Source organism: Pseudomonas sp. BJP69, from assembly GCF_007633355.1.
Lineage (GTDB): Bacteria > Pseudomonadota > Gammaproteobacteria > Pseudomonadales > Pseudomonadaceae > Aquipseudomonas > Aquipseudomonas juntendi.
The window spans coordinates 2277766-2297080 of the sequence record NZ_CP041933.1 but is presented as its reverse complement, the minus strand read 5'-3'; the positions used below and the strand labels follow the sequence as shown (position 1 = coordinate 2297080).

Annotated in this window: 24 protein-coding genes and 4 pseudogenes; 16 read left to right on the top strand and 12 right to left on the bottom strand. The window is 61.1% G+C overall.

The window, feature by feature from the left end; all coding sequences use genetic code 11:
- The first annotated feature begins 48 nt into the window (after positions 1-48).
- The 5 genes and pseudogenes from FPB55_RS10605 to FPB55_RS10585 form a co-directional block, all read left to right on the top strand.
- Positions 49-1431 (top strand): sigma 54-interacting transcriptional regulator, encoded by a 1383-nt coding sequence (locus tag FPB55_RS10605; RefSeq protein WP_110678397.1) that lies wholly within the window; start codon positions 49-51, stop codon positions 1429-1431.
- A gap of 232 nt (positions 1432-1663) precedes the next feature.
- Positions 1664-3055, top strand: coding sequence for a GntP family permease (locus FPB55_RS10600; protein WP_009686639.1), 1392 nt, complete (start codon positions 1664-1666; stop codon positions 3053-3055).
- Positions 3056-3065: 10 nt separating this feature from the next.
- A complete protein-coding gene (hbdH, locus tag FPB55_RS10595) occupies positions 3066-3836 on the top strand; it encodes a 3-hydroxybutyrate dehydrogenase (protein ID WP_009686638.1) in 771 nt (256 codons plus the stop codon).
- A 177-nt stretch (positions 3837-4013) separates the two neighbouring features.
- Positions 4014-4289, top strand: coding sequence for a peptidylprolyl isomerase (locus FPB55_RS10590; protein ID WP_009686637.1), 276 nt, complete (start codon positions 4014-4016; stop codon positions 4287-4289).
- 113 nt (positions 4290-4402) lie between these two features.
- Positions 4403-4645: pseudogene (locus tag FPB55_RS10585) on the top strand (hypothetical protein); the annotation flags it as partial.
- 91 nt (positions 4646-4736) lie between these two features.
- Here the strand turns inward: FPB55_RS10585 and FPB55_RS10580 are convergent.
- Entirely contained in the window at positions 4737-5360 is a 624-nt protein-coding gene (locus FPB55_RS10580; RefSeq protein ID WP_125854696.1) for a LysE family translocator, read from the bottom strand.
- Between the two features lie 131 nt (positions 5361-5491).
- Between FPB55_RS10580 and FPB55_RS10575 the strand changes: the two genes are divergently transcribed.
- The gene (locus FPB55_RS10575) at positions 5492-6301 is read left to right on the top strand and encodes an AraC family transcriptional regulator (RefSeq protein WP_125854697.1); all 810 of its coding nucleotides are present in this window, start codon (positions 5492-5494) and stop codon (positions 6299-6301) included.
- Positions 6302-6407: 106 nt separating this feature from the next.
- Positions 6408-7022, top strand: a complete 615-nt coding sequence (locus tag FPB55_RS10570; protein WP_125854698.1) for a LysE family translocator — start codon at positions 6408-6410, stop codon at positions 7020-7022.
- Here FPB55_RS10570 and FPB55_RS10565 read toward each other — a convergent pair.
- Complete coding sequence (locus FPB55_RS10565) at positions 6970-7695, bottom strand: metallophosphoesterase (RefSeq protein ID WP_115294006.1); 726 nt, start codon at positions 7693-7695, stop codon at positions 6970-6972. The genes FPB55_RS10570 and FPB55_RS10565 overlap by 53 nt on opposite strands.
- A 224-nt stretch (positions 7696-7919) precedes the next feature.
- Here FPB55_RS10565 and FPB55_RS10560 point away from each other — a divergent pair, with 224 nt between their 5' ends.
- Together FPB55_RS10560 and FPB55_RS10555 are read left to right on the top strand one after the other, a co-directional pair.
- Positions 7920-8657, top strand: a complete 738-nt coding sequence (locus FPB55_RS10560; protein WP_144188127.1) for a carbon-nitrogen hydrolase family protein — start codon at positions 7920-7922, stop codon at positions 8655-8657.
- On the top strand, positions 8654-8896 hold the full coding sequence (locus FPB55_RS10555; protein ID WP_009686629.1) for a hypothetical protein: 243 nt from the start codon (positions 8654-8656) through the stop codon (positions 8894-8896). The genes FPB55_RS10560 and FPB55_RS10555 overlap by 4 nt, the downstream gene beginning before the upstream one ends.
- A 4-nt stretch (positions 8897-8900) precedes the next feature.
- Here the strand turns inward: FPB55_RS10555 and FPB55_RS10550 are convergent, their stop codons facing one another.
- Positions 8901-9401 carry a methylated-DNA--[protein]-cysteine S-methyltransferase gene (locus tag FPB55_RS10550; RefSeq protein ID WP_029885219.1) on the bottom strand — a complete coding sequence of 167 codons (501 nt, stop codon included), beginning with the start codon at positions 9399-9401 and terminating at the stop codon, positions 8901-8903.
- 222 nt (positions 9402-9623) lie between these two features.
- Here FPB55_RS10550 and FPB55_RS26240 point away from each other — a divergent pair, with 222 nt between their 5' ends.
- The gene (locus FPB55_RS26240) at positions 9624-9794 is read left to right on the top strand and encodes a hypothetical protein (RefSeq protein WP_009686627.1); all 171 of its coding nucleotides are present in this window, start codon (positions 9624-9626) and stop codon (positions 9792-9794) included.
- Between the two features lie 54 nt (positions 9795-9848).
- Here the strand turns inward: FPB55_RS26240 and FPB55_RS10545 are convergent, their stop codons facing one another.
- Entirely contained in the window at positions 9849-10208 is a 360-nt protein-coding gene (locus tag FPB55_RS10545; protein WP_029885220.1) for a hypothetical protein, read from the bottom strand.
- 210 nt (positions 10209-10418) lie between these two features.
- On the opposite strand from FPB55_RS10545, the gene FPB55_RS10540 reads away from it, so the two are divergent.
- Together FPB55_RS10540 and FPB55_RS10535 are read left to right on the top strand one after the other, a co-directional pair.
- A complete protein-coding gene (locus FPB55_RS10540) occupies positions 10419-10733 on the top strand; it encodes a hypothetical protein (RefSeq protein WP_125854700.1) in 315 nt (104 codons plus the stop codon).
- Positions 10734-10795: 62 nt separating this feature from the next.
- Positions 10796-11047, top strand: a complete 252-nt coding sequence (locus FPB55_RS10535; protein WP_009686624.1) for a hypothetical protein — start codon at positions 10796-10798, stop codon at positions 11045-11047.
- Here the strand turns inward: FPB55_RS10535 and FPB55_RS10530 are convergent.
- From FPB55_RS10530 to FPB55_RS10515, 4 genes are all read right to left on the bottom strand, one after another.
- The gene (locus tag FPB55_RS10530) at positions 11034-11342 is read right to left on the bottom strand and encodes a hypothetical protein (RefSeq protein ID WP_115294001.1); all 309 of its coding nucleotides are present in this window, start codon (positions 11340-11342) and stop codon (positions 11034-11036) included. The genes FPB55_RS10535 and FPB55_RS10530 overlap by 14 nt on opposite strands.
- 168 nt (positions 11343-11510) lie before the next feature.
- Positions 11511-11879, bottom strand: a complete 369-nt coding sequence (locus FPB55_RS10525; protein WP_009686622.1) for a hypothetical protein — start codon at positions 11877-11879, stop codon at positions 11511-11513.
- Between the two features lie 126 nt (positions 11880-12005).
- Positions 12006-13169, bottom strand: coding sequence for a PAS domain-containing sensor histidine kinase (locus FPB55_RS10520; RefSeq protein WP_144189617.1), 1164 nt, complete (start codon positions 13167-13169; stop codon positions 12006-12008).
- A 10-nt stretch (positions 13170-13179) separates the two neighbouring features.
- Positions 13180-13992, bottom strand: coding sequence for an alpha/beta hydrolase (locus tag FPB55_RS10515; protein ID WP_110678376.1), 813 nt, complete (start codon positions 13990-13992; stop codon positions 13180-13182).
- 591 nt (positions 13993-14583) lie between these two features.
- Between FPB55_RS10515 and FPB55_RS26235 the strand changes: the two genes are divergently transcribed.
- Complete coding sequence (locus tag FPB55_RS26235; protein ID WP_178097486.1) at positions 14584-15252, top strand: DsbA family protein; 669 nt, start codon at positions 14584-14586, stop codon at positions 15250-15252.
- A gap of 75 nt (positions 15253-15327) precedes the next feature.
- On the opposite strand, the pseudogene FPB55_RS10510 reads toward FPB55_RS26235, so the two are convergent.
- A pseudogene (locus FPB55_RS10510) lies at positions 15328-15639 on the bottom strand (AMP-binding protein); the annotation flags it as partial.
- A 78-nt stretch (positions 15640-15717) separates the two neighbouring features.
- On the opposite strand from FPB55_RS10510, the gene FPB55_RS10505 reads away from it, so the two are divergent.
- Positions 15718-16098: a GNAT family N-acetyltransferase gene (locus FPB55_RS10505; RefSeq protein WP_238706639.1), complete on the top strand. Its 381-nt coding sequence runs from the start codon at positions 15718-15720 to the stop codon at positions 16096-16098.
- 303 nt (positions 16099-16401) lie between these two features.
- Complete coding sequence (locus FPB55_RS10500; protein WP_125855629.1) at positions 16402-16914, top strand: GrpB family protein; 513 nt, start codon at positions 16402-16404, stop codon at positions 16912-16914.
- 437 nt (positions 16915-17351) lie between these two features.
- Here FPB55_RS10500 and FPB55_RS26225 read toward each other — a convergent pair.
- The 3 genes and pseudogenes from FPB55_RS26225 to FPB55_RS10480 form a co-directional block, all read right to left on the bottom strand.
- Positions 17352-17879 (bottom strand): annotated as a pseudogene (locus tag FPB55_RS26225) (transposase); the annotation flags it as partial.
- A gap of 115 nt (positions 17880-17994) precedes the next feature.
- On the bottom strand, positions 17995-18201 hold the full coding sequence (gene trbK, locus FPB55_RS10485; protein WP_223809672.1) for an entry exclusion lipoprotein TrbK: 207 nt from the start codon (positions 18199-18201) through the stop codon (positions 17995-17997).
- A 356-nt stretch (positions 18202-18557) separates the two neighbouring features.
- Positions 18558-19016, bottom strand: coding sequence for a VOC family protein (locus FPB55_RS10480; RefSeq protein WP_125855630.1), 459 nt, complete (start codon positions 19014-19016; stop codon positions 18558-18560).
- Between the two features lie 28 nt (positions 19017-19044).
- Here FPB55_RS10480 and FPB55_RS26555 point away from each other — a divergent pair.
- Positions 19045-19310 (top strand): annotated as a pseudogene (locus tag FPB55_RS26555) (site-specific integrase); the annotation flags it as partial.
- Between the last annotated feature and the right edge of the window lie 5 nt (positions 19311-19315).

Below are 19315 nucleotides of genomic sequence, written 5' to 3'. Positions count from 1 at the left end.
TCAGGCAAGGTGCCGGCGCGGGCAAACAACGTATTCAGGACTTTTTCCATGCACGACAGCGACAGCCTCAAGGACTACCCCCACGTTCGGCAACTGGCGATCCGTTCGTTGTTCGAGATCATCGAACAGTCCAGCGAGGGTACGGTGATCGTCGACCGCCAGGCGCGTATCGCCTGGATGAACGAACGCTATGCCCGGCGCTTTGGCCTGGCCGACGCGGCCAGTGCGATTGGCCAGCCCTGCGAAGCAGTGATCCCCGGTAGCCTGATGCGCGAGGTGGTGAGCAATGGCCGGCCTATCCTGCTGGACATGCTGGACACGCCGAACGAGCCGTTGGTGGTCATGCGCCTGCCTATCCACGACGACCAAGGCGCGCTGATCGGCGCCATCGGTTTTGCCCTGTTCGATCAGTTGCGCAGCCTGTCGCCGCTGCTCAAGCGTTATTCGAGCATGCAGCAGGAGCTTGCCTCGACCCGCTCGCAACTGCGCGCCCGCCAGGCCAAGTACAGCTTTGCGCAGTTCGTTGGCAGCAGCGCTGCCAGCCTGGAAGCCAAGCGCCGTGCGCGGCGCGGTGCAGGCAGTGACTCGCCGGTGCTGTTGCTGGGCGAGACGGGCACGGGCAAGGAGTTGCTGGCGCACGCCATCCACGCCGCCTCGGCCCGGGCCCACAAAGCGTTCGTCAGCATCAACAGCGCCGCCATCCCGGAAACACTGCTGGAGGCCGAGTTCTTCGGCACCGCGCCCGGTGCCTTTACCGGGGCGGACCGCAAAGGCCGCAGCGGCAAGCTGCAACTGGCCGAAGGCGGCACATTGTTCCTCGATGAAATCGGCGACATGCCGCTGGCCTTGCAAAGCAAGCTGCTGCGGGTGCTGCAGGAAAAGGAATACGAGCCGGTGGGGTCGAACCAGATGCTGCGCAGCGACGTGCGCATCATTGCGGCCACGTCCATCGACCTGCAGGCGGCCATGGCCCGCGGCGCATTCCGCGCCGACCTGTACTACCGGCTGAACGTGTTACCGATCGAAGTACCCCCGCTGCGGCAGCGGCTGGAGGACCTGCCGGCGTTATGCGAGGCCGTGCTGGCAGAGCTGGGCAGCCAATACGAGCTGGAAACCGAGGCGCAGCAACTGCTGGCACGCCATGCCTGGCCGGGGAATATCCGTGAACTGCGCAACGTGCTGGAGCGGGCGACCTTGCTGGCCGATCAACCACGCCTGGGGGTGGCAGACTTGCGTGCGGCGCTGGGGCCGTTGAGTCCGCTGTCGGCGGCACCGGTGCGCCAGACCTACCGCGAGGCGTGCGAGGCATTCGAGCGCTCACTGATCGCCGGGGCGTTGGCGGACCATGCGGGCAACGTGCCGCAGGCGGCAAAGGCGCTGGGGCTGGGGCGCTCTACCCTGTACAAGAAGATGGTGGCGCTTGGTCTCTGAGCAGAGACTTTTGTCTCTTTTTAGAGATAGCTGAACAAGCTCGATTGTGCAGGCAGGCAGCGTGCAAATCTGGGAGGAGATGGTGCGTGCGCTTGAACAACAAAATCTCAAAACAGAGACTGAAACACTGCAAAAAATAAAAACTCTATGTAAATCAATAAGTTAAAAATTGGCACGATATCCGCTTTCTCCTGCAAACCGATAACAACAAGACTCACCCAGGAGAAACACGATGACCGTGCTCATCGCCCTTGCCGCGCTGGCCCTGCTGATGCTGGCCGCCTACCGCGGCTACAGCGTCATACTGTTCGCCCCTATCGCGGCCCTCGGCGCCGTTCTGCTCACTGACCCGTCCGCCGTTGCCCCCGCCTTCACCGGGGTTTTCATGGAAAAAATGGTGGGCTTCATCAAGCTGTATTTCCCGGTGTTCCTGCTGGGTGCGGTGTTCGGCAAACTGATCGAGCTGTCCGGCTTTTCCCGCTCGATCGTGGCCGCTGCCATCCGCCTGCTCGGCACCCGCCAGGCCATGCTGGTGATCGTGCTGGTCTGTGCGTTGCTGACCTACGGCGGCGTCTCGCTGTTCGTGGTGGTGTTTGCGGTATACCCGTTTGCGGCCGAGATGTTCCGCCAGAGCAATATCCCCAAACGGCTGATCCCGGCCACCATTGCCTTGGGGGCCTTTTCATTCACCATGGATGCCCTGCCCGGTACCCCGCAGATCCAGAACATCATCCCCAGCACCTTTTTCAACACCACCGCCTGGGCCGCACCCTGGCTGGGCCTGATCGGCACACTGTTCGTGTTCTGCACCGGCATGGCCTACCTGCAGCGCCAGCGCAACAAAGCCCAGCGTGCCGGTGAAGGGTATGGCACCGACTTGCGCAACGAACCGGAAACCGCTGCCGACCTGAGGTTGCCCAACCCCTGGCTGGCGATATCCCCATTGATGCTGGTGGGGGTGATGAACCTGCTGTTCACCCACTGGATCCCGCAGTGGTACGGCGCCAGCCACAGCTTGCAACTGCCCGGCATGAGTGCCCCAGTGAACAGCGACGTGGCCAAGCTGACCGCCATCTGGGCGGTACAGGCAGCATTGCTGGTCGGCATCCTGATGGTGCTGGCATGTGCCTTCGGCGCCATCCGCAGCCGTTTGGCCGAAGGCACCAAAAGTGCTGTCGGCGGCGCCTTGCTGGCAGCCATGAACACGGCCTCGGAGTATGGCTTTGGCGCAGTGATCGCCTCGCTGCCAGGCTTCCTGGTGCTGGCCGATGCCCTGCGCGGCATCCCCAACCCCCTGGTCAATGAAGCCATCACCGTCACCCTGTTGGCCGGTATCACCGGCTCTGCCTCGGGCGGCATGAGTATTGCGCTGGCCGCCATGGGTGACACCTTCATCGCCGCCGCCCATGCCGCCAACATTCCGCTCGAGGTGCTGCACCGGGTAGCGGCCATGGCCAGCGGCGGCATGGACACCCTGCCGCACAACGGCGCGGTGATCACCCTGCTGGCAGTCACCGGCCTGACCCACCGGGAAGCCTACAAGGATATTTTCGGTATTACCCTGATCAAGACCCTGGCAGTGTTCGTGGTAATTGCCACGTTCTACGCCACTGGCATTGTCTAAGGAGCACTGCATGACCCTCAACGGCAAGACTGCACTCGTGACCGGCTCGACCAGCGGCATCGGCCTGGGTATCGCCCAGGTACTGGCCCGGGCCGGTGCCAACATCGTCCTCAACGGCTTTGGCGACCCGGCACCCGCCCTGGCGGAAATTGCCCGGCATGGGGTAAAAGCCATCCATCACCCGGCCGACCTGGCCGAGGTCGCCCAGATCGAGGCATTGTTCGCCGCGGCCGAGCGCGAGTTCGGCGGCGTCGACATCCTGGTCAACAACGCTGGTATCCAGCATGTGGCCCCGGTCGAACGGTTTCCGGTGCAAAGCTGGGACAAGATCATCGCGCTCAACCTGTCGGCGGTCTTCCATGGCACACGCCTGGCGCTGCCGGGCATGCGCGCGCGCAACTGGGGGCGCATCATCAACATTGCCTCCGTGCATGGCCTGGTCGGTTCGACCGGCAAGGCGGCGTACGTGGCCGCCAAGCATGGCGTGGTGGGCCTGACCAAGGTCGTGGGCCTGGAAACCGCCACCAGCCCTGTCACCTGCAACGCCATTTGCCCGGGCTGGGTGCTGACCCCGCTGGTGCAGCAACAGATCGATGACCGTGCCGCCAACGGTGGCGATGCGCTGCAGGCGCAACATGACCTGCTGGCGGAAAAGCAACCTTCGCTGGCCTTCGTTACCCCGCAGCACCTGGGCGAGCTTGTGCTTTTCCTGTGCAGCGAAGCGGGTAGCCAGGTGCGTGGTGCCGCCTGGAACGTTGACGGGGGCTGGTTGGCCCAGTGACGCAGGCTCCCGCGGTGGTTGGCACCGGTTTTTGCCGGTGTTCGCCGCTGACGCGGCTGCTAGTTCATGCGCTATCAGCGGTGCGAGAGCACCGCCCACGGGGCTGGGTGAATGGCCACAAACACGCAGCAATCAGGCATAATGCGCGCTTTTCACCCCCCGAAGCACAGGTAATCCATGAAAGCTCAAGCCCGCCATATTCTGGTCAAGACCGCTGACGAAGCCGAAAAGCTCAAGCAGCGTATCGCCAATGGCGAGGCGTTCGACGTGCTGGCGAAAAAGTTCTCGACTTGCCCGTCCGGCAAACGGGGCGGCGACTTGGGTGAAGTCCGCCCAGGGCAAATGGTCGGCGCCATCGACCAGGTCATCTTCAAGAAGCCCCTGCGCGTGGTACACGGCCCGATCAAGAGCAAGTTCGGCTATCACCTGGTGCAAACCTTCTACCGCGACTAACACACTGGCCCTGTGCCACCTGACATTTTTGCCAGTTGTGCCCAGCACGCACACCTCTATAAAAACCGCGGTAACCCTGCACGCCATGCGTGACCTGCAGGGCCCCCTGGTCAATGGAGGCTTCCCTGATGCGTCTGCGCCTGATGCTGGCTCTTGGCTCACTGCCGTTATTGAGCATTGCCCTGCCCGCTGCACATGCCGCGTGCACCTTCACGCCCACTGCCGGTAACGACAGTTACAGCTGCGACAGTGGCAGCGCCCCCTCGCTGGTTGATACCAGCGGCGACAACCGCCTGGTACTGCCAGCATCGGGCAGTGGCACGATCACCGGCGACGTGACGTTCGGCGCTGGCCAGCAGGAAGCCAGCGGGGTGAACCTGGGCATACGCTGGGCGTTCTAATGCCCTGTCTCGGCAAAAGTGAACAGCTTACTACCCGAGTTGAACCCTAGCGACGCGCCACCAGTAGGCCGAGGCCAGCGCAACCCAACAGCGAGGCGCTGACCCGGTTGAACAGGCGCCGCGGGCCTGGCTGGCTGAACCAGCGCTGCAGGTAGGCGCCAAGGCCTGCATAGAGGGCGATCGCGGCCCATTCCAGCACCAGGAACAGCGCTCCCAGCCAGAGGAACTGCTCACTGACCGGCATACGACTGTCGACGGTTACGAACTGCGGCAGGAACGCAGTGAAAATCAGGATCGCCTTCGGGTTGCCGGCCGCTACGAAGCATTCCTGCCGCGCCAGGTGCCACATGCCCCGCAGCTCACCGCCGGTGCTCGCAGCCACGCCCACCGGAGCCCGCCACAGTTGCCAGGCAATGTAGAACAGGTAACCCGCGCCCACCACTTTGATGGCCAGAAACAGGTATTCACTGGTATGCAGCACCACCGCCAGGCCCATGGCCGCCAGCGCGATCATGCCACTGAACGCCAGAATGCGCCCGGCACCGGCCACACAGGCGGTGCGCAGCCCGTAGCGGCTGGCGTTGTGCAGCGACAGCAGGTTGTTCGGCCCCGGGGCCATGTTCAGGGCGAAGCAGGCGGGGATGAAGAGCAGCACGCTCGATAAGTCCATTCTTGTTTTCCTTTGGCAGCAGGCGCCTATTTCGGCGGGCCCGGGGCCATTCGGTCAAGTGACAGCCAGCGATAAAAACTGTACAGGTGCCTTGCAGCTGTTACCCTGCCGACAACCCCGAGGAGCGCATAATGCCCCGTACCCACGCCGCACTGTGGCGCGACCCGAACCTGCCACATGTGGAAAGCCGGCGCGCCTGCCATAGCCGCGCCTGCTACAAAGCCCACAGCCACCCGACATTCTCCATCGGCGCAGTGGATGCTGGCCTCAGCCTGTTCAGCGGCGCTGGCGGCGGGCAGGCGCGGTTGACACCTGGAACCCTGGTGCTGGTACCGCCCCAGCGCGTGCATGCCTGCAACCCCGCACCCGGTTATGCCTGGAGCTACCAGATGCTGCATGTGGATGCCCACTGGCTGTCGCAACTGCGCCTGGAGTCGGAACTGGGTGACGGCGGGGCTGGCGCCCCTGCGCGTATCTGCCGGGAGGCACTGCTGTACCAACAATTCTGCGAGCTGAACGGCCTGCTGTTCTCCACCGCCAGCAATGCAGAGAAAGACGCGGCGCTGGTCGCCTTTCTCGGGGACCTGGACTTTGCCGCGCAGCTGCCGCTGGCACCGGCACCGGCATTGGCGGCTACGGCCCTGAGCGGCTTGATCGCAAGGATCGAAGCCCAGGATCCGGCACAGTTGAGCCTGGCGGTACTGGCGCGGGAGGCCGGGCTTGGGCGCTATCAGTTGATTCGGGCGTTTCGTGCAGCCACCGGTTTCACCCCCCATGCTTACCTGCTCAACGCCAGGGTCAACCTTGGGCGGCAGCTGCTGGGCAAAGGGCAGGCACTGGCAGAGGTGGCCTACCGGTTGGGGTTTGCCGACCAGAGCCATTTCCAGCGGGTGTTCAAGGCTCATGTGGGGGTGACACCGGGGCAGTATCGCGGCGCTTGAAGGTGCACAGCCGCGAGGCTGACCCATGAGGCCCCTGCAATATTCTTCAATACGCCATGCCAGCCCGGCAGCAGACTGCGGCCTTTAACGCAGAGCAGCCCGGCCCATGCAAATATTCCTGATCGTCGCCCTCGTCCATTTCCTTGCACTGCTATCGCCAGGCCCAGACTTCTTCCTGGTCGCACGCACGTCGGTCAGCAGCGGCTGGCGTAGCGCCAGCGGCGTGTGCCTGGGTATCGCCCTGGCCAATGGTGCGTTCATCACCGTGGCCTTCACCGGCTTGTCGATGCTCCAGGAAGGCAGCCCATTGTTTGCCAGCCTGCAATTGGTCGGTGCCGTCTACCTGGTGTACATCGGTATGCTGTTCCTGCGCCATGCAGGGCATACCCGCCTGACTGCGGCCGTTGGCAAGCACACTGGGCCAGGGTGGTGGCAGGGGCTGGGCATGGGTTTGCTGTCTGCCCTTCTCAACCCCAAGAACGCACTGTTCTACGCGAGCCTGGCCAGTATGTTGGGCAGCGCCAGTGCCGGCTGGAAAGCCGCTTGCGCGCTGTGGATGTTCGGTGTGGTGCTGCTGTGGGACCTGCTGATCGCCGTGGCCATCGGCAACCAGCGGGTACTGCGGCGCTTCGCGCGCTGGCTGCCGTGGCTGGAACGCAGCTCCGGGATCATGCTGGTGCTCTTGGGCGCGGCTGTGCTGTTACACCTGGCCTGGGGCTGACCAGCTTCAGGCTGCGCATGTCCACCAAGGTGAAGTGGCCGCTGGCCCAGCCGCCGGTGTCCAGGTGCCAGACATTGCCCAGCAGCGTGGCCTGCGGCACCGGCGTGTGGCCCACCAGCAAGGCGCGCAGGCCTTGCACCGGCTCGGTATCGCCAGCCCTGAGTCGCCGCCGCGACCACTGGCATACTTGCCTGACTTTGGGGTCATCCAGCAGCTCCAGCCACGTTCTCAATTGCAGCCAATCGGCAGTCGGGCTGTCGGCATGCAGCAGGCCGACCAGACCTGCCGCACTTTCAACCTCGATCGCAATCGGCAGTTGCTCGAAACGTTCGACGAAGCGCAGTTGCTCAGCCCGCGGCAGGTCGATGAACCAACCGCCGCCAGCTTCGCGGTACATGGCCAGGTCCAGTTTCCCACCCCGCACGCGGGTAATGGCCAAGGCCTCATGATTGCCTTGCACGGCATGAAACCAAGGCTTGGCCAGCCACTCCAGGGCCGCCTCGTTGTCTGGCCCGCGGTCGACCAGGTCGCCCACGCTGAACAGGCGGTCCACGGCGGGGTCGAAATCCACCGCATCCAGGCATTGCTGCAGTCGCTGGAAATGGCCGTGAATATCGCCCACTGCCAGGTCGCGGCCCCGCAGGTTGGCGATCATGCGCCGTAACCGTCCCATCTCACTGTTCCTCTGCTGGCGCTGCCCAGGCAGGGAAGGCTGACGGACCCGGCCTCCCCCCGCACGCATCGCGCCCTTGATGAACAGCATGGCACAACCTGCTCCAAGCGCGCAGGTCGCGGGCCACTTTCGCCCCTTGTGCTCGCTGAACGCCCCTTCACTGGTACAGGCGTCGTGGCCGATAGTATGCTGGCGGCTTCAACCTTTACCAGGGAAGGGTTTACATGAAGCTGTGCGCCGTACAACTGGCATCGCTCAAAGGCGAGGTCTCAGCCAACCTGCAGCGCCATCTGGCCTGCATCGAACAGGCTGCAGCGCTTGGCGCCGAACTGGTGGTGTTTCCCGAGTTGTCGCTGACCGGCTATGAGCCCAGTGTGGCACGCCAGGCGGCCATGCCGGTCAGCGCCAGGCAGCTGGACCCGCTGCAGGCCGCCAGTGACCGCCTGGGCATCACCGTTGCCGTCGGCCTGCCGCTGCCAGCCCCTGACGGCATACGCATCGGCATGCCTGTGTTCAGCCCCAATGCACAGCGCCAGGTCTATGCCAAACGGCGCTTGCATGCCGATGAGTTGCCCTGGTTCAGCGCCGGTGACCAAGCCTTGTTGCTGACATTGGGTGAACACTGCATCGCCCCGGCGATCTGCTACGAGTCGATGTTCATGGGGCATGCCGCTGCGGCCCGTGAACATGGCGCCGACCTGTACATGGTCAGCGTGGCGAAAACCGCCAAAGGGATCAGCGAGGGACACCCGCACTACATGCGGGTCGCCCGCGAGCTGGCCATGCCGGTGCTGCTGGCAAACTGCGTGGGGCCAGCCGACACCTTCATTGGCGCCGGCGGCTCGGCTGCGTGGGACAGCAAGGGCCACTTGCTGGCCATCCTGGACGACCGCAGCGAAGGCCTCATCGTGCTTGATACCCGCCAGGCCAATGCCATTGCACTGCCACTGGACCCGGTATGACCTATTTCGTACTGGCCCTGCTCAGCTATGCCTGTGCCTACTACCTGACCGGCCTGATCATCCGGGGCCAAATGGCCGACGTGGCCGAGCATTTGCGTCACCGGCCCGACGCGCCGACACCCGGCGCCTACCTGCGTGAAGTGCAACAGGCTGCGCGGCGGGCCCACCGGCACTACACCTTGATGGCAGGTTCGGTACTGGCGGTGCTGGCCTGCCTGATCGCCAGCTGGTTCGGCTGAACAGCTAAAGGTCCAGCGCCAGGCTCTGCCGCCCTTCCAGCGCCAGCAGGTATTGCTTGGCCGCCAGCCCGCCGGCAAACCCGGTCAAGTTGCCCGATGCACCGATGACCCGGTGGCAAGGCGCGATGATCGAGATGGGGTTGCGGCCATTGGCCGCGCCCACTGCACGCACCGCACCGGGGTTGCCGAGCTGCCGGGCAATCTCGGCGTAGCTGCGGGTTTCACCGAAGGGTATGGCCAGCAACGCGGCCCACACCTGGCGCTGGAACCCGGTACCGGCAAAATCCAGCGGCAGCTCGAACTGTCGGCGCTTGCCGCTGAAGTACTCACCCAGTTGGCGAGCGGTTTCCAGCAGCACCGGGCACTGATCGTCACGGTGCAGTGCGCCCAGGCGCACGCGGTTTTCGCGCTCGTTCTCCCACAGCACGGCTGCCAGGCGATCGCCGCGCGCTACCAGGGTAAGCGTGCCCACAGGCGATTGCATCATGGTGAATGCGCTGGACATCAGCGGGCTCCTGCAGATTGCGATGTCGCCACTGTAAAGATCCACCGTCTGTGGCGCATCCGCTTTCTTGCTCGGGTAACTGCACAGCAGGCACTGATCCGCACCGGACGGGCGGACTGAGGCGTCCACACTATCACTTTGTGATTAACCCTAATCGAACTGAGTCACGGGTTCTTTTGATGGGTCGAGAATTATGAATGAAGTCAATTCATGAGGTGAACCATGACCATCGTGGCAGAAACGCTCGCCCAGCTCGCCCAGGCACTCAAGGCTCAGGGGGCGCGGCGCATCGCGGACCTTACCTTCATCCGTGCGCCCTATCGCTGCGGCAAGCGCTGGATATGCAGTGTGGTACGCCGAGGGGCCGGGCGCAAACTGATCAAGCAGTCGTAAGCCCGGTTGAAACCTGGCGCGGTCTGAAAGGACCCAGCCGCGCTCGGCGCTGTTTCAGTCCAGGCATTCCTTGGCCGCCTGGCGCAACTTGTCCCCGGACAAGAAACTGCCTTTGTAGAACGTAGCACGGCTGCCTTCGCCTGAATCGATCACCTCCAGTACATCGTCACTGGCCACGGCACTGGATGCCGTCAGTCGATAGCCATGGGCAATCGATTTCTGCGTGGCTTGCGGGGCCACAGCCTGCCATTTCGGCAACACGCAGGCCGCATATTCCTGGGGCGTTTTCGAACTGAGCTTGCTGGCCGTCGGCTTGCCAGGCGTCGCACAACCGGCGAGGCCGGCGATTAACAATGAACTGATAAAAATACGAAAAGTATGCATTTGCAATTGACTCGTATGGATATGCTGCATTCTAACGAGACCGATACCGACTGACCAATCAACCAAAGTCTGGCCATGAGAGGCCTGTGGTTCAACGGCAGCGCGTTACAGCGACTATTTGCTTATAACGACGGAACGAATTGAATCCGCTCCGCTTCTGATGAGCAACAGGCAGCGCAGATTCGGGCTGGCCCTGTTCACTTACCTTGACTCAGTGCTCGCTTCGTTCAGGAGATTGCCATGCTCTGGTGGCTGGAACTATTCACCCAATATGCAACCGCCACTGGCTTGGCTGTCCTCTGCATCCTAGTGTTCTGGGCTTTTGGGCTGGCGTTCGGACGCGCCTATCTGAAGTTGCTTTCTGCCTTGTTAGCCACCATGCTGCTGATGATCGCCGCGTTCCCGCACGGCGTGGACTTCGCCCTGAGGAACCACCTCACCCCGGGCGACGCCAGCGCCCTGCTATTGTTCATTGCCGACGCATCGGGCGTAATCACCGCGGTGCTGCTGGCCTCGTTCTTCTTCGATCCGGAACTGTTGCTGGATGAGGCCTGATCACTCAGGCCTGCCTTTGCTGACCCCAGGCGCAACAGCATCAGACAATCAGGCCCCGCATTATGGAAACGCTTCGCACCATCAAGTCAGATCTGGTCAGAACAGCAGATCATCTGGACCAGCTTAGCCAGACCATGAGTGGCCATGTGCGCTTCATGCTGGCTCGCGGCAGTTCGCCAGGCGACATCGATGTCACCGCGCACGTGCGCGCTATTGATGGGGTTGCGGAGCAACTGCGCGCCGTGGCTGCGAGAATGGACGGCGGCGAGGGCGCAGGTGAAAGCTGGCCGCAGCGCCGGCCTAGCGAAACTTGAGCTTCACGACTTTACTGAGTGCCCAGCCGCTGAAAACGTAGAATGCGTCCAGATAAAAACGGCCTGCATAATTGGGCAACGGCGCGTTGTTGAGCAGCACATCAGGATCAGGCGTTGGCGGAAACAGCGCATAAATACCATTGGGCAGCACTGCCAGTGCCAGCAACAACAGGTAAGTCGATACTTGCAACAGGGTGGCCCGGCTGCCGAACCTGACCGACCATTTCAAACCGTGATAGGCTACCAGGCCGGCCACCGGCAATACCCAGAAATGCGTCGGGATTCCAATGAACATTTCGGCGACAACGCTTCTTGCTTCCACCCGCTGCTCTCCATTCAAACTGCTTTAATAGTGCGTAATGCTGTATCACCCGTTAAGGGGCTGCTGGGCAGCCCATCGCAGGTAAGCCAGCTCCCGCAGGTACCGCAGGCGCTGGTTCGTTGTTTCAAAGCGCGTGGGCAATCAAGCTTTCGAGCACAGCAGAGCGGCATCAAGCAGCCTTCCGTGGTCGTACCAGGCGTCACGCTGGTAGGCCGCGTATTGGCGCTTGGGCCCTGCCCCCTTCAACTCGACAAGGCCATCGGCCTTGTCAGGATCGGTGCTTTCAACGAACAGCCTGACCGAGTCGCTACTCTGGATCTCATAGGTTTTCACCTGGGCTGGAAGTTCGCTTCTGACGCAACCCAGGTACGTGGGTGGGCTTTTCGCGGTGGTCCCGTAAGTGTTGTCATGACTGTCGCGCACATCACCATCATGGGCACAGCCAGCCAACAACAGGGTACTCACCCCAACCATCAACACAGCGCCTGCCAGCGATTGGAATTTCATCATGCGACACGCTCCTGTTACCCCCACGAGAAACCGAGAACGTACTACCAGGTAAGCCGCCTTTTTAATTGTCCTTGCGCCATCATACTACCGAGTCTCACTCGGAAAAACTGACAGGTTCAGACGTGACTACGCCTCGGTGGCCGGGCGCTCCTTGTACAACTGAACCATGAAGGTGGTGCCGTACACGGCATTGGAGGTCATGGAGATGTGCCCGCCGTGGGCGTGGGCAACTTCCTTGACAATGAACAGACCAAGGCCGATGGACCGCAGCCCTTCCTGGCGGTCGCTGCCGCGCGTCATTGGCTCGTACAAGGTGGGTATCACTGCTTCGGCGATGGCGGGGCCGTGGTTGTGCACGCTGATCAGCACGCTGTCCGCGAAACAGTCAGTGGTCACCGTAATCGGCTGGCGCAAGTCACCGTAGGCAACGCTATTGGCGACCAGGTTGCCGATCATTTGCTGCAGCCTGTCCTGATCCACTTCGAACATGGCCTGCCCGCGGGAAAGATGGCGAATACTGGCGTGGCAGAAGGTGATCCTCAGCTCGCTGACACATTGATCCACCACCCGCAACAGGTCGACTCGCTGACGCTTGATGCTGATGCCCTGGCCTAGCCTGACCGAGGCGAAATCCAGCAGGTCGACGATCATGCGCTGCGCGCGCTCGGCCGATGTGTTGATGCTGCCCAACAGGCGCCGGGCCCGCTCGCCCTGGGCATCACGCCCCAGCAGTTCGGTGGCCATCCGGATAGCGGTCATGGGGTTTTTCAAATCATGGCTGGCAACCGCTACTATCTGCTCGGCCAGTAGCGCACGCCGCTGGGCCTCGGCGTAGGCCAGGGCCAGGTCGTCCTGTGCGCGCTGCAGGGCATGCTCGGCGCTGATTTTTTGCGCCAGCAGTTCCTCGGCCCGTTGCATGGCCTGAAACACCGTGTGCTCGTTGCGATCACGCTCGCTGGTACTGAACAAGGCCAGCTGAAAGCGAACCCCTTCAGCGGTTTCACGGCGCACGGCATTGAGCAGCATGGCCACCACGTGACCATCGCGGTGACGCAGGCCGACCTTCACCTCGGAAATCGAGCCCTGCAAGTTCAGCAAAGGCCCCCAGTGGGTAAGCTGGAAGGTACGGCCCACGGTGGTCAGCAACTGATCGAAACTGCGCTGTTTCAACTGCGCTACGTCATACCCCAGCCAGTTGCCAAAGGTGGCGTTGCAGCGCAGCAGTGTGCCGTCCGCCTCCATGACGACCAGGCCGCAAGGCGCATGCTCGAAGTAAGACGCGTCGAACATCACGGTCGGATCATTCACGGCCCAGCCCCAGGCGGGCGAAAAACCCGTCCATGGCCGCGGCGCAGGCGCTGGAGGCGCTGAGCTGCGGGTAATGGCCCATGTTGTCCACCAGTACAAGCTGGCTGCTGGGCATCACCCTTTCCAGGTACTCGCCCACGGCCACCGGAACTACCGGGTCCACTCTGCTCTGCAGGATCAGCGTCGGCACATTCAAGCCTTTCACATCCTCGCGGTGGTCGGACAAGAAGATCACGCGGGCGAAATGCCGGGCGATCTCCGCGTTGGTGCGACGGAAGCTGCTGACCAACTCTTCCTGCATCGCGGGCTCACCCGACGCACCCATCAGCACAGGCGCCATGGTGCTGGACCAGCCCAGGTAATTCTCATCGATCATCGACAGCAGCCCCAGCACATCCTCCTGGCTAAAGCCGCCGTTGTAACCGTCCGAGTCGATGTAACAAGGCGACCCCCCGATCAACACCAGCCCCGCGATTCTGCCTGGCTGCCGTAGCTCGGCCAGCACACCGATCATGGCACTGACCGAATGCCCCGCAATAATGACCGGGCCCTGGCCGAAATCATCGATGATTGCGTTCAGGTCATCGGCATAGCCCAACAGGGTCGAGTATTTCGCTCTGTCGTAGGCAGCGAGATCGGACTGCCCAGCACCGACCAAGTCGTAGGTGATGACACGCATGTGTGGAATGAAATGCGGCGACAACGCCTTCCACATCGACTGGTCGCAGCCAAAACCGTGAGACAGAATCAGGGTAGCCGGGCCGTCACCCTCGATATGTACATTATTACGCTGCTGTACAGTCATACATATCCCGATTTCGGTCGACATTGCGCTGATAAAACCAACCAGTCCATGCTGCCTGAGAGCATAGTGGACTGCAGATCAAGCTGCCTGTAGTGCTTGCTGAATGACATTGAGCGCGAAGCCAACCCACTTTCGAAGCCTTAAACCGGCACCATACAGGATGCAGATGGATAGTTCCGAAAAAACCATCGATCACGGAGCTTTTGTATGACCTAGCGCTCGGTCAGGTGAACGCCGATAGCAAAAGCCGCCACGACCAGCACCACCTCGACCACGACATAAGCAACCAGGAATTCATCGGAAAACATGACAGGGTCTCTGAGACGCCGCAGCGCACAATGCGCTGTGGGAATGGCTCAGAGCCATCAACGCCGGCAAAAGTTCAGCCACGGTGCGGCGCTGCCCAGCAGGGGGCTGGGGCGGCCGAAGCCGTGCACCGTTTCCGGGAAAAGGCTCGGCTGCGACAGGCAGGTTTTCGAACCGCATTTGCCCGGTTTTCGCAATAATCTGTGCGCTGTAATCGCCTATTTCCGCGCATACCAATCGAATAGTCTGGCGCCATCACATTCAAGGAGCCTGATGATAGCCGCTATGAAATTGCACTTTCTGTTCGACCCGCTCTGTGGTTGGTGCTATGCCAGCGCCGACACGCTGAGGCACCTGGCAGAGCGCTTCGCCGATGAGCTGGAGATGCACCCGACAGGGCTTTTCGCAGGGCCAGGTGCACGGCAGATAAACGCTGAGTTTGCCCACTTCGCCCGGGCCAACGACTTGCGAATCGCTTCACTCACCGGCCAGCCTTTCAGCGAGTTGTATTTCAAGCAGATTCTCGGTGGCCGCTCGCTGCGGTTCGACTCAATGCCGGTCAGCCGTGCGCTTACCCTGGCCCAAGGGTACGGCAAGGCGCTGGAGCCAAAGCTGTACGCGGCCCTGCAAACAGCGCGCTACGTGGATGGCCTTGATACCTCGTCGCCCGAGGTAGTGACGGCCTGCACTGCCAACTTCCTGGGCCAGGAGGGTTTCACGGCCGATACGCAGGCACTGCTCGCGGCGCTTACCCAGCAAGCGCGACTGGCCAGCCAAACCTCGGCCCGCTTCACCGAAGCGCAGGCACTGATGCGCAAAGCGGGCGCAAATGGTGTGCCGCTGTTGCTGGTCGAGCTCGACCAGCGCATGCATGCCTTCAGCGGGCCAGACCTCTACAACCAGCCAGACCGCCTGATCGCTACGATCGAGCAGTTCAGGCAGGCTGCAGTCTGAAGCCGCCAAGCACGGTGTTTGCCGCCAGGCTGCACTAGAAGTTGGCGCCCACGCTGAACGGCAAAGTGCGCATCGGGTGATCAGTGCGACAGTGCAGGAGCCTTCCAGTACCCGCACCACTTCATCCACCGACAGCCGCGCATTGATCGGCACCTTGACCATCGCCGCCTTGTACAGCGCCACTTCCGCTTCGACCAGTTCCACGCGGTTGGCGGCAAGAATCGCCACATGCTTGCCAACGCCCACGCCAAGCGTACCCAGCGCGGACGCCAGGCGGTTGCTGCGCCGTTCCAACTGCGCGTAGGTCAGGCGCGTCTGGCTGTCCGCCACGGCGATGTGGTCCGCCCAGTAGCGGGCACTTCGGGTAATGATCGATCCAAGGTTCACGTTATTGTTCTCGTCGACAGAAAGAAATCGACAAGGCTAACCAGCTGTGCGCGCGCAGATGAAATGCCAGATTCAGATGTGGCCCATACCTTTATTGGCTGGCGTACCGCGAGTGGCCGCCGACAGCTCGTTAGCTTTTCCCCTGAAGCCATCTCCAGGGAGCTTACGAAGCGTAAGGTTTTTGTAGCTTTGTTCGGCGACGACATTGTTGGCACTGCCGGTCTTGACGGCGAGGTGGTCAGGAGTGTTTTCGTTGACCCGGCCCGCCAGAAACGCGGTATCGGGCGGCATTTGATGGATGTCATTCATACAGCTGCTGTCAGTGCAGGCGTTGAGGCTGTACGTGTGCCATCGTCAATTACGGCTGAAGAGTTTTATACCGCGTTGGGGTATGAAAAAATCCGCGATGTGTTTCATGGGGCAGAACGCACCACCGTTATGGAGAAGCGGCTGGGCTGAGGGCGTTTCTCGCCATGGTTGCGCCGAATTGAAGGCATTCCTGAACGACCCAGGCCTTGAGCGGTTTTGGCCAAGAGCTCCGAGCGTCATCAACCAGGCGCTATCGACCCATTGCAGCCCTTCGCATGGGGCGGCAGTCGGCCAGAAGTACACGCTAGACAGGACGGCTACCCAACCTCGGTCAGATTCGAATTGGATCTACTAAATTGCCGAATGGCCGGGGTATCGTTATCAGTGGCTGGCGAATTCACAAGTATTGAGGGAACATTCGGAGTATCAGGTACTAGCCTCCAAGGAACGGAAATGGCACTGACCAGCAAGATCATCCCCTATGACCCCACTTGGCCCACCCGCTTTCTGGCAGACAAGCCACTCATCGCTTCGGCCTTTGGCGATGAACTGATTGCCATACAGCATATTGGAAGTACCTCCGTTCCAGGGCTCGCGGCGAAGCCTGAGATCGATGTGCTCATCGAGGTTCACGATCATAGCAACGCCTCGGCGCGGGATGAGGTGTTGATGGGCTTGGGATATGTGCGAGGAAGCGACTTATCGGAAGGGCATCATTTCTACCGACGTAATGTGAATGGGATTCGCACGCACAAGCTCCACGCTTGTGTCAGTGGACACCTTGCGATCACCCAGATGGTGGGGTTCAGAGATTTGCTTAGATGCGATGCCTCGATGCGCCAGCAGTATGAAGCACTGAAGCTCCAACTTGAGTCGAGCAATACAGGTGGGATGGCTGAGTATCTGGAGAAAAAGTCTCCGTTTATTATCGCGGCACTAGTGCATGCCGGCATCGTACCTGGATGACCGATGGGTTGCTAAGCGCCGCCGGTATCAAGTGTCTGCATTGGATCGCTAGCCGACATCGGCCAACGGCTGCAATGGGGTAGGTTAGCGACGGTCTGCCCTCGCACCGTCGCTTTAGATGCTCAGACCTCCGTCTGCTCTGCCATCTCCAAGGCATCGTCGACCTCAATTCCCAGATATCTGACGGTGCTTTCAAGCTTCGAATGGCCAAGCAAGAGTTGGACTGCCCTCAGACTCTTGGTTCTACGAAAGACTAATCAGGCCTTCGTTCGCCGCAGCGTGTGGGTGCCGTCCAGCGCTGGATCAAGGCCAATGGCTGTCACCCAGGCTTTCACTATTCGAGCGTATTGCCTGGTGGAGAGTTGATCTGAACCGAGTAGCCGACTCGGAAACAGACAGTCCTCGCTACGTAGGTGAGCCTGATGCATCCAGGCTTCCAAAGCCATACGGGTTTGCTCGGTGATCTCAAATTGCACTGGATGTTGAGTTTTCTGCTGCATCAGATTAAGTAGCGACTGAAAGTACTCGCTGCATTGAATCACCCAGCGTGCCAGGATTTGGCGCGGGATATCGATACCGCGACGCCCCAGCACTTTTTCGAAGCGGTGAAGCGGCAAGCCGTCTACGTATTTGGTGGTCAGCAGCATGGCCAGCACACACGGGCTGGCCATGCTTTTCTCGATCATCTGGGCGGGCTTGTCCGCCGTTACGGGCGCTGACTCGCAGCCACGGCAGCCATACACCTTGCGAACATGTTTGATGACGCGAATCTGCATCGGGACGATTTCAAGCTGTTCGCTGACTTGTTCACCGATGGCATGTTTACGGCAGCCACAAGCGCAGGTCAGTTCATGCTCGGGCAGTTCGTGAACAACTTCGATATGCGGCAAATCAGCTGGCAGCGGCTTGCGCTTGCCACGGCGTTTGGTTGGCGCAACGACTTCTTCGTCGTCAGCCTCATCCGAGGGCTCGGCCACGTTCGGGGAAGGCACATTGCGCCGCGCTAAGCTGTAATACTTCAAAGGAGGTGTCAGCGCTGATGAAGAGCTTTTTTCAGCAAGCACTGAATCACATCAGCGGTCAGAAATCGTCCGGTGGGCTCTTCTCGAACTTCCACTCTGTGTGTTTTCGAGCTTGGTTAAAACTCTTGCAGTTGAAAACGAATTCATTGCGATCAGAGTCTTTCGAAAGACTGGCGAGGATCTGATCGTACGTGCTACCCGAACAATTCTTCTCGTTTGGGGCAGGTACTTTCTCATCCGCCTGTGCTGACAGGCTACACGCCATAACGATGGCTGCGGAAATTCCCACTATGTGTTTCATAACGTCCTCATTCATGACTCAGGGTAATCCGGTACCCTGACCTACCTAGGCACGAGTGACAGGAGGTCCTGAATCGCCCGCGCATTGCACAGTTTGCATGGGTTGCTGACCCCGGCAGCATCATAGCGGGTGGGGCGCCTACACTCCACCCCACTTCTCTGAGTGTCTTGGCAGGGGCAGCTTCAGGTCGGGAGCAGCCGATCACCATTGCCTTCCTCGGCCCAATGCGCACGCTTATGCCCGATGGCGGCATTACCGTTGGCTAGGTTGCCCATCATCACGATCAATGGCCTGAGATACGGGAGGCTGTTCGCAGCCCGCTACTCAGCCGCCTGCATCAGCTCCAGCGTAATGTTATCTGGCCCGGTCACATACACCACCAGCGTACCCTTGCGTGGGCCTGCGGGGATCGGTTGAGGCGTACCCCTGGCCTGCCAGCCCGCTTGCTCGATGCGACCGAGTACGGCGTGCATGTCTTGCACGCCCAATGCCAGATGCGCTGAGCCAATCGCAGATGCCGTAGGCGGAGTGACACCGTGGCGGGCACCCTGCGAATATTCCAGCAACTCCACTCGGCTGCCATCCGGCCCTTTCACTATCGCCGTTCGCACCTTCGGGTCGGCGGTGCCGGTTACATCGAGAATGAATGGTCCTCCCATTTCCGACTGGCGTTCGAGCGTGAAACCAAGCCCGATTGTCCAGAAGCGAATGGCTTCTTCCAGTGAGCTGACGGCGAAGCCAATATGATCGACGGCATAGACACTGTGGTTGGAATTCATCAAGTCATCCTTCAAGGGGGGGGCGGTCACGTCGGACCGGCATCAACCATGGCGGCCGATCCTCGCAGGTTTGGGGATCAGGTACCGCCCCCGTATAACTGCCGCCATACCTATGCGACAATACGCTCAATGTCTGGTCTCAACCCCACATTTATCGCCCAACAGCTCGGGCATGGCGTGCAGATGCTCTTATCGACTTATGCGCGCTGGATTGACTCGTCCAACCACTGGTCAGAACTGGAAAAGCGCCAGACTGGCCCCAAATTGGTCCGCAGCTGCGAAGAAGCCACGTAAGTTAT

Coding starts and splice junctions, on each gene's coding strand:
- FPB55_RS10520 (WP_144189617.1), bottom strand. CDS start 13,169: ATGTTCGACGCGTCTTACTTCGAGCATGCGCCTTGCGGCCTGGTCGTC.
- FPB55_RS10500 (WP_125855629.1), top strand. CDS start 16,402: ATGGCACTGACCAGCAAGATCATCCCCTATGACCCCACTTGGCCCACC.
- FPB55_RS10590 (WP_009686637.1), top strand. CDS start 4,014: ATGAAAGCTCAAGCCCGCCATATTCTGGTCAAGACCGCTGACGAAGCC.
- FPB55_RS10515 (WP_110678376.1), bottom strand. CDS start 13,992: ATGACTGTACAGCAGCGTAATAATGTACATATCGAGGGTGACGGCCCG.
- FPB55_RS10555 (WP_009686629.1), top strand. CDS start 8,654: ATGACCTATTTCGTACTGGCCCTGCTCAGCTATGCCTGTGCCTACTAC.
- FPB55_RS10540 (WP_125854700.1), top strand. CDS start 10,419: ATGCTCTGGTGGCTGGAACTATTCACCCAATATGCAACCGCCACTGGC.
- FPB55_RS10600 (WP_009686639.1), top strand. CDS start 1,664: ATGACCGTGCTCATCGCCCTTGCCGCGCTGGCCCTGCTGATGCTGGCC.
- FPB55_RS10575 (WP_125854697.1), top strand. CDS start 5,492: ATGCCCCGTACCCACGCCGCACTGTGGCGCGACCCGAACCTGCCACAT.
- FPB55_RS10580 (WP_125854696.1), bottom strand. CDS start 5,360: ATGGACTTATCGAGCGTGCTGCTCTTCATCCCCGCCTGCTTCGCCCTG.
- FPB55_RS26240 (WP_009686627.1), top strand. CDS start 9,624: ATGACCATCGTGGCAGAAACGCTCGCCCAGCTCGCCCAGGCACTCAAG.
- FPB55_RS10480 (WP_125855630.1), bottom strand. CDS start 19,016: ATGAATTCCAACCACAGTGTCTATGCCGTCGATCATATTGGCTTCGCC.
- FPB55_RS10570 (WP_125854698.1), top strand. CDS start 6,408: ATGCAAATATTCCTGATCGTCGCCCTCGTCCATTTCCTTGCACTGCTA.
- FPB55_RS26235 (WP_178097486.1), top strand. CDS start 14,584: ATGAAATTGCACTTTCTGTTCGACCCGCTCTGTGGTTGGTGCTATGCC.
- FPB55_RS10560 (WP_144188127.1), top strand. CDS start 7,920: ATGAAGCTGTGCGCCGTACAACTGGCATCGCTCAAAGGCGAGGTCTCA.
- FPB55_RS10605 (WP_110678397.1), top strand. CDS start 49: ATGCACGACAGCGACAGCCTCAAGGACTACCCCCACGTTCGGCAACTG.
- FPB55_RS10565 (WP_115294006.1), bottom strand. CDS start 7,695: ATGGGACGGTTACGGCGCATGATCGCCAACCTGCGGGGCCGCGACCTG.
- trbK (WP_223809672.1), bottom strand. CDS start 18,201: ATGGCGTGTAGCCTGTCAGCACAGGCGGATGAGAAAGTACCTGCCCCA.
- FPB55_RS10550 (WP_029885219.1), bottom strand. CDS start 9,401: ATGTCCAGCGCATTCACCATGATGCAATCGCCTGTGGGCACGCTTACC.
- FPB55_RS10535 (WP_009686624.1), top strand. CDS start 10,796: ATGGAAACGCTTCGCACCATCAAGTCAGATCTGGTCAGAACAGCAGAT.
- FPB55_RS10545 (WP_029885220.1), bottom strand. CDS start 10,208: ATGCAGCATATCCATACGAGTCAATTGCAAATGCATACTTTTCGTATT.
- FPB55_RS10525 (WP_009686622.1), bottom strand. CDS start 11,879: ATGATGAAATTCCAATCGCTGGCAGGCGCTGTGTTGATGGTTGGGGTG.
- hbdH (WP_009686638.1), top strand. CDS start 3,066: ATGACCCTCAACGGCAAGACTGCACTCGTGACCGGCTCGACCAGCGGC.
- FPB55_RS10530 (WP_115294001.1), bottom strand. CDS start 11,342: ATGTTCATTGGAATCCCGACGCATTTCTGGGTATTGCCGGTGGCCGGC.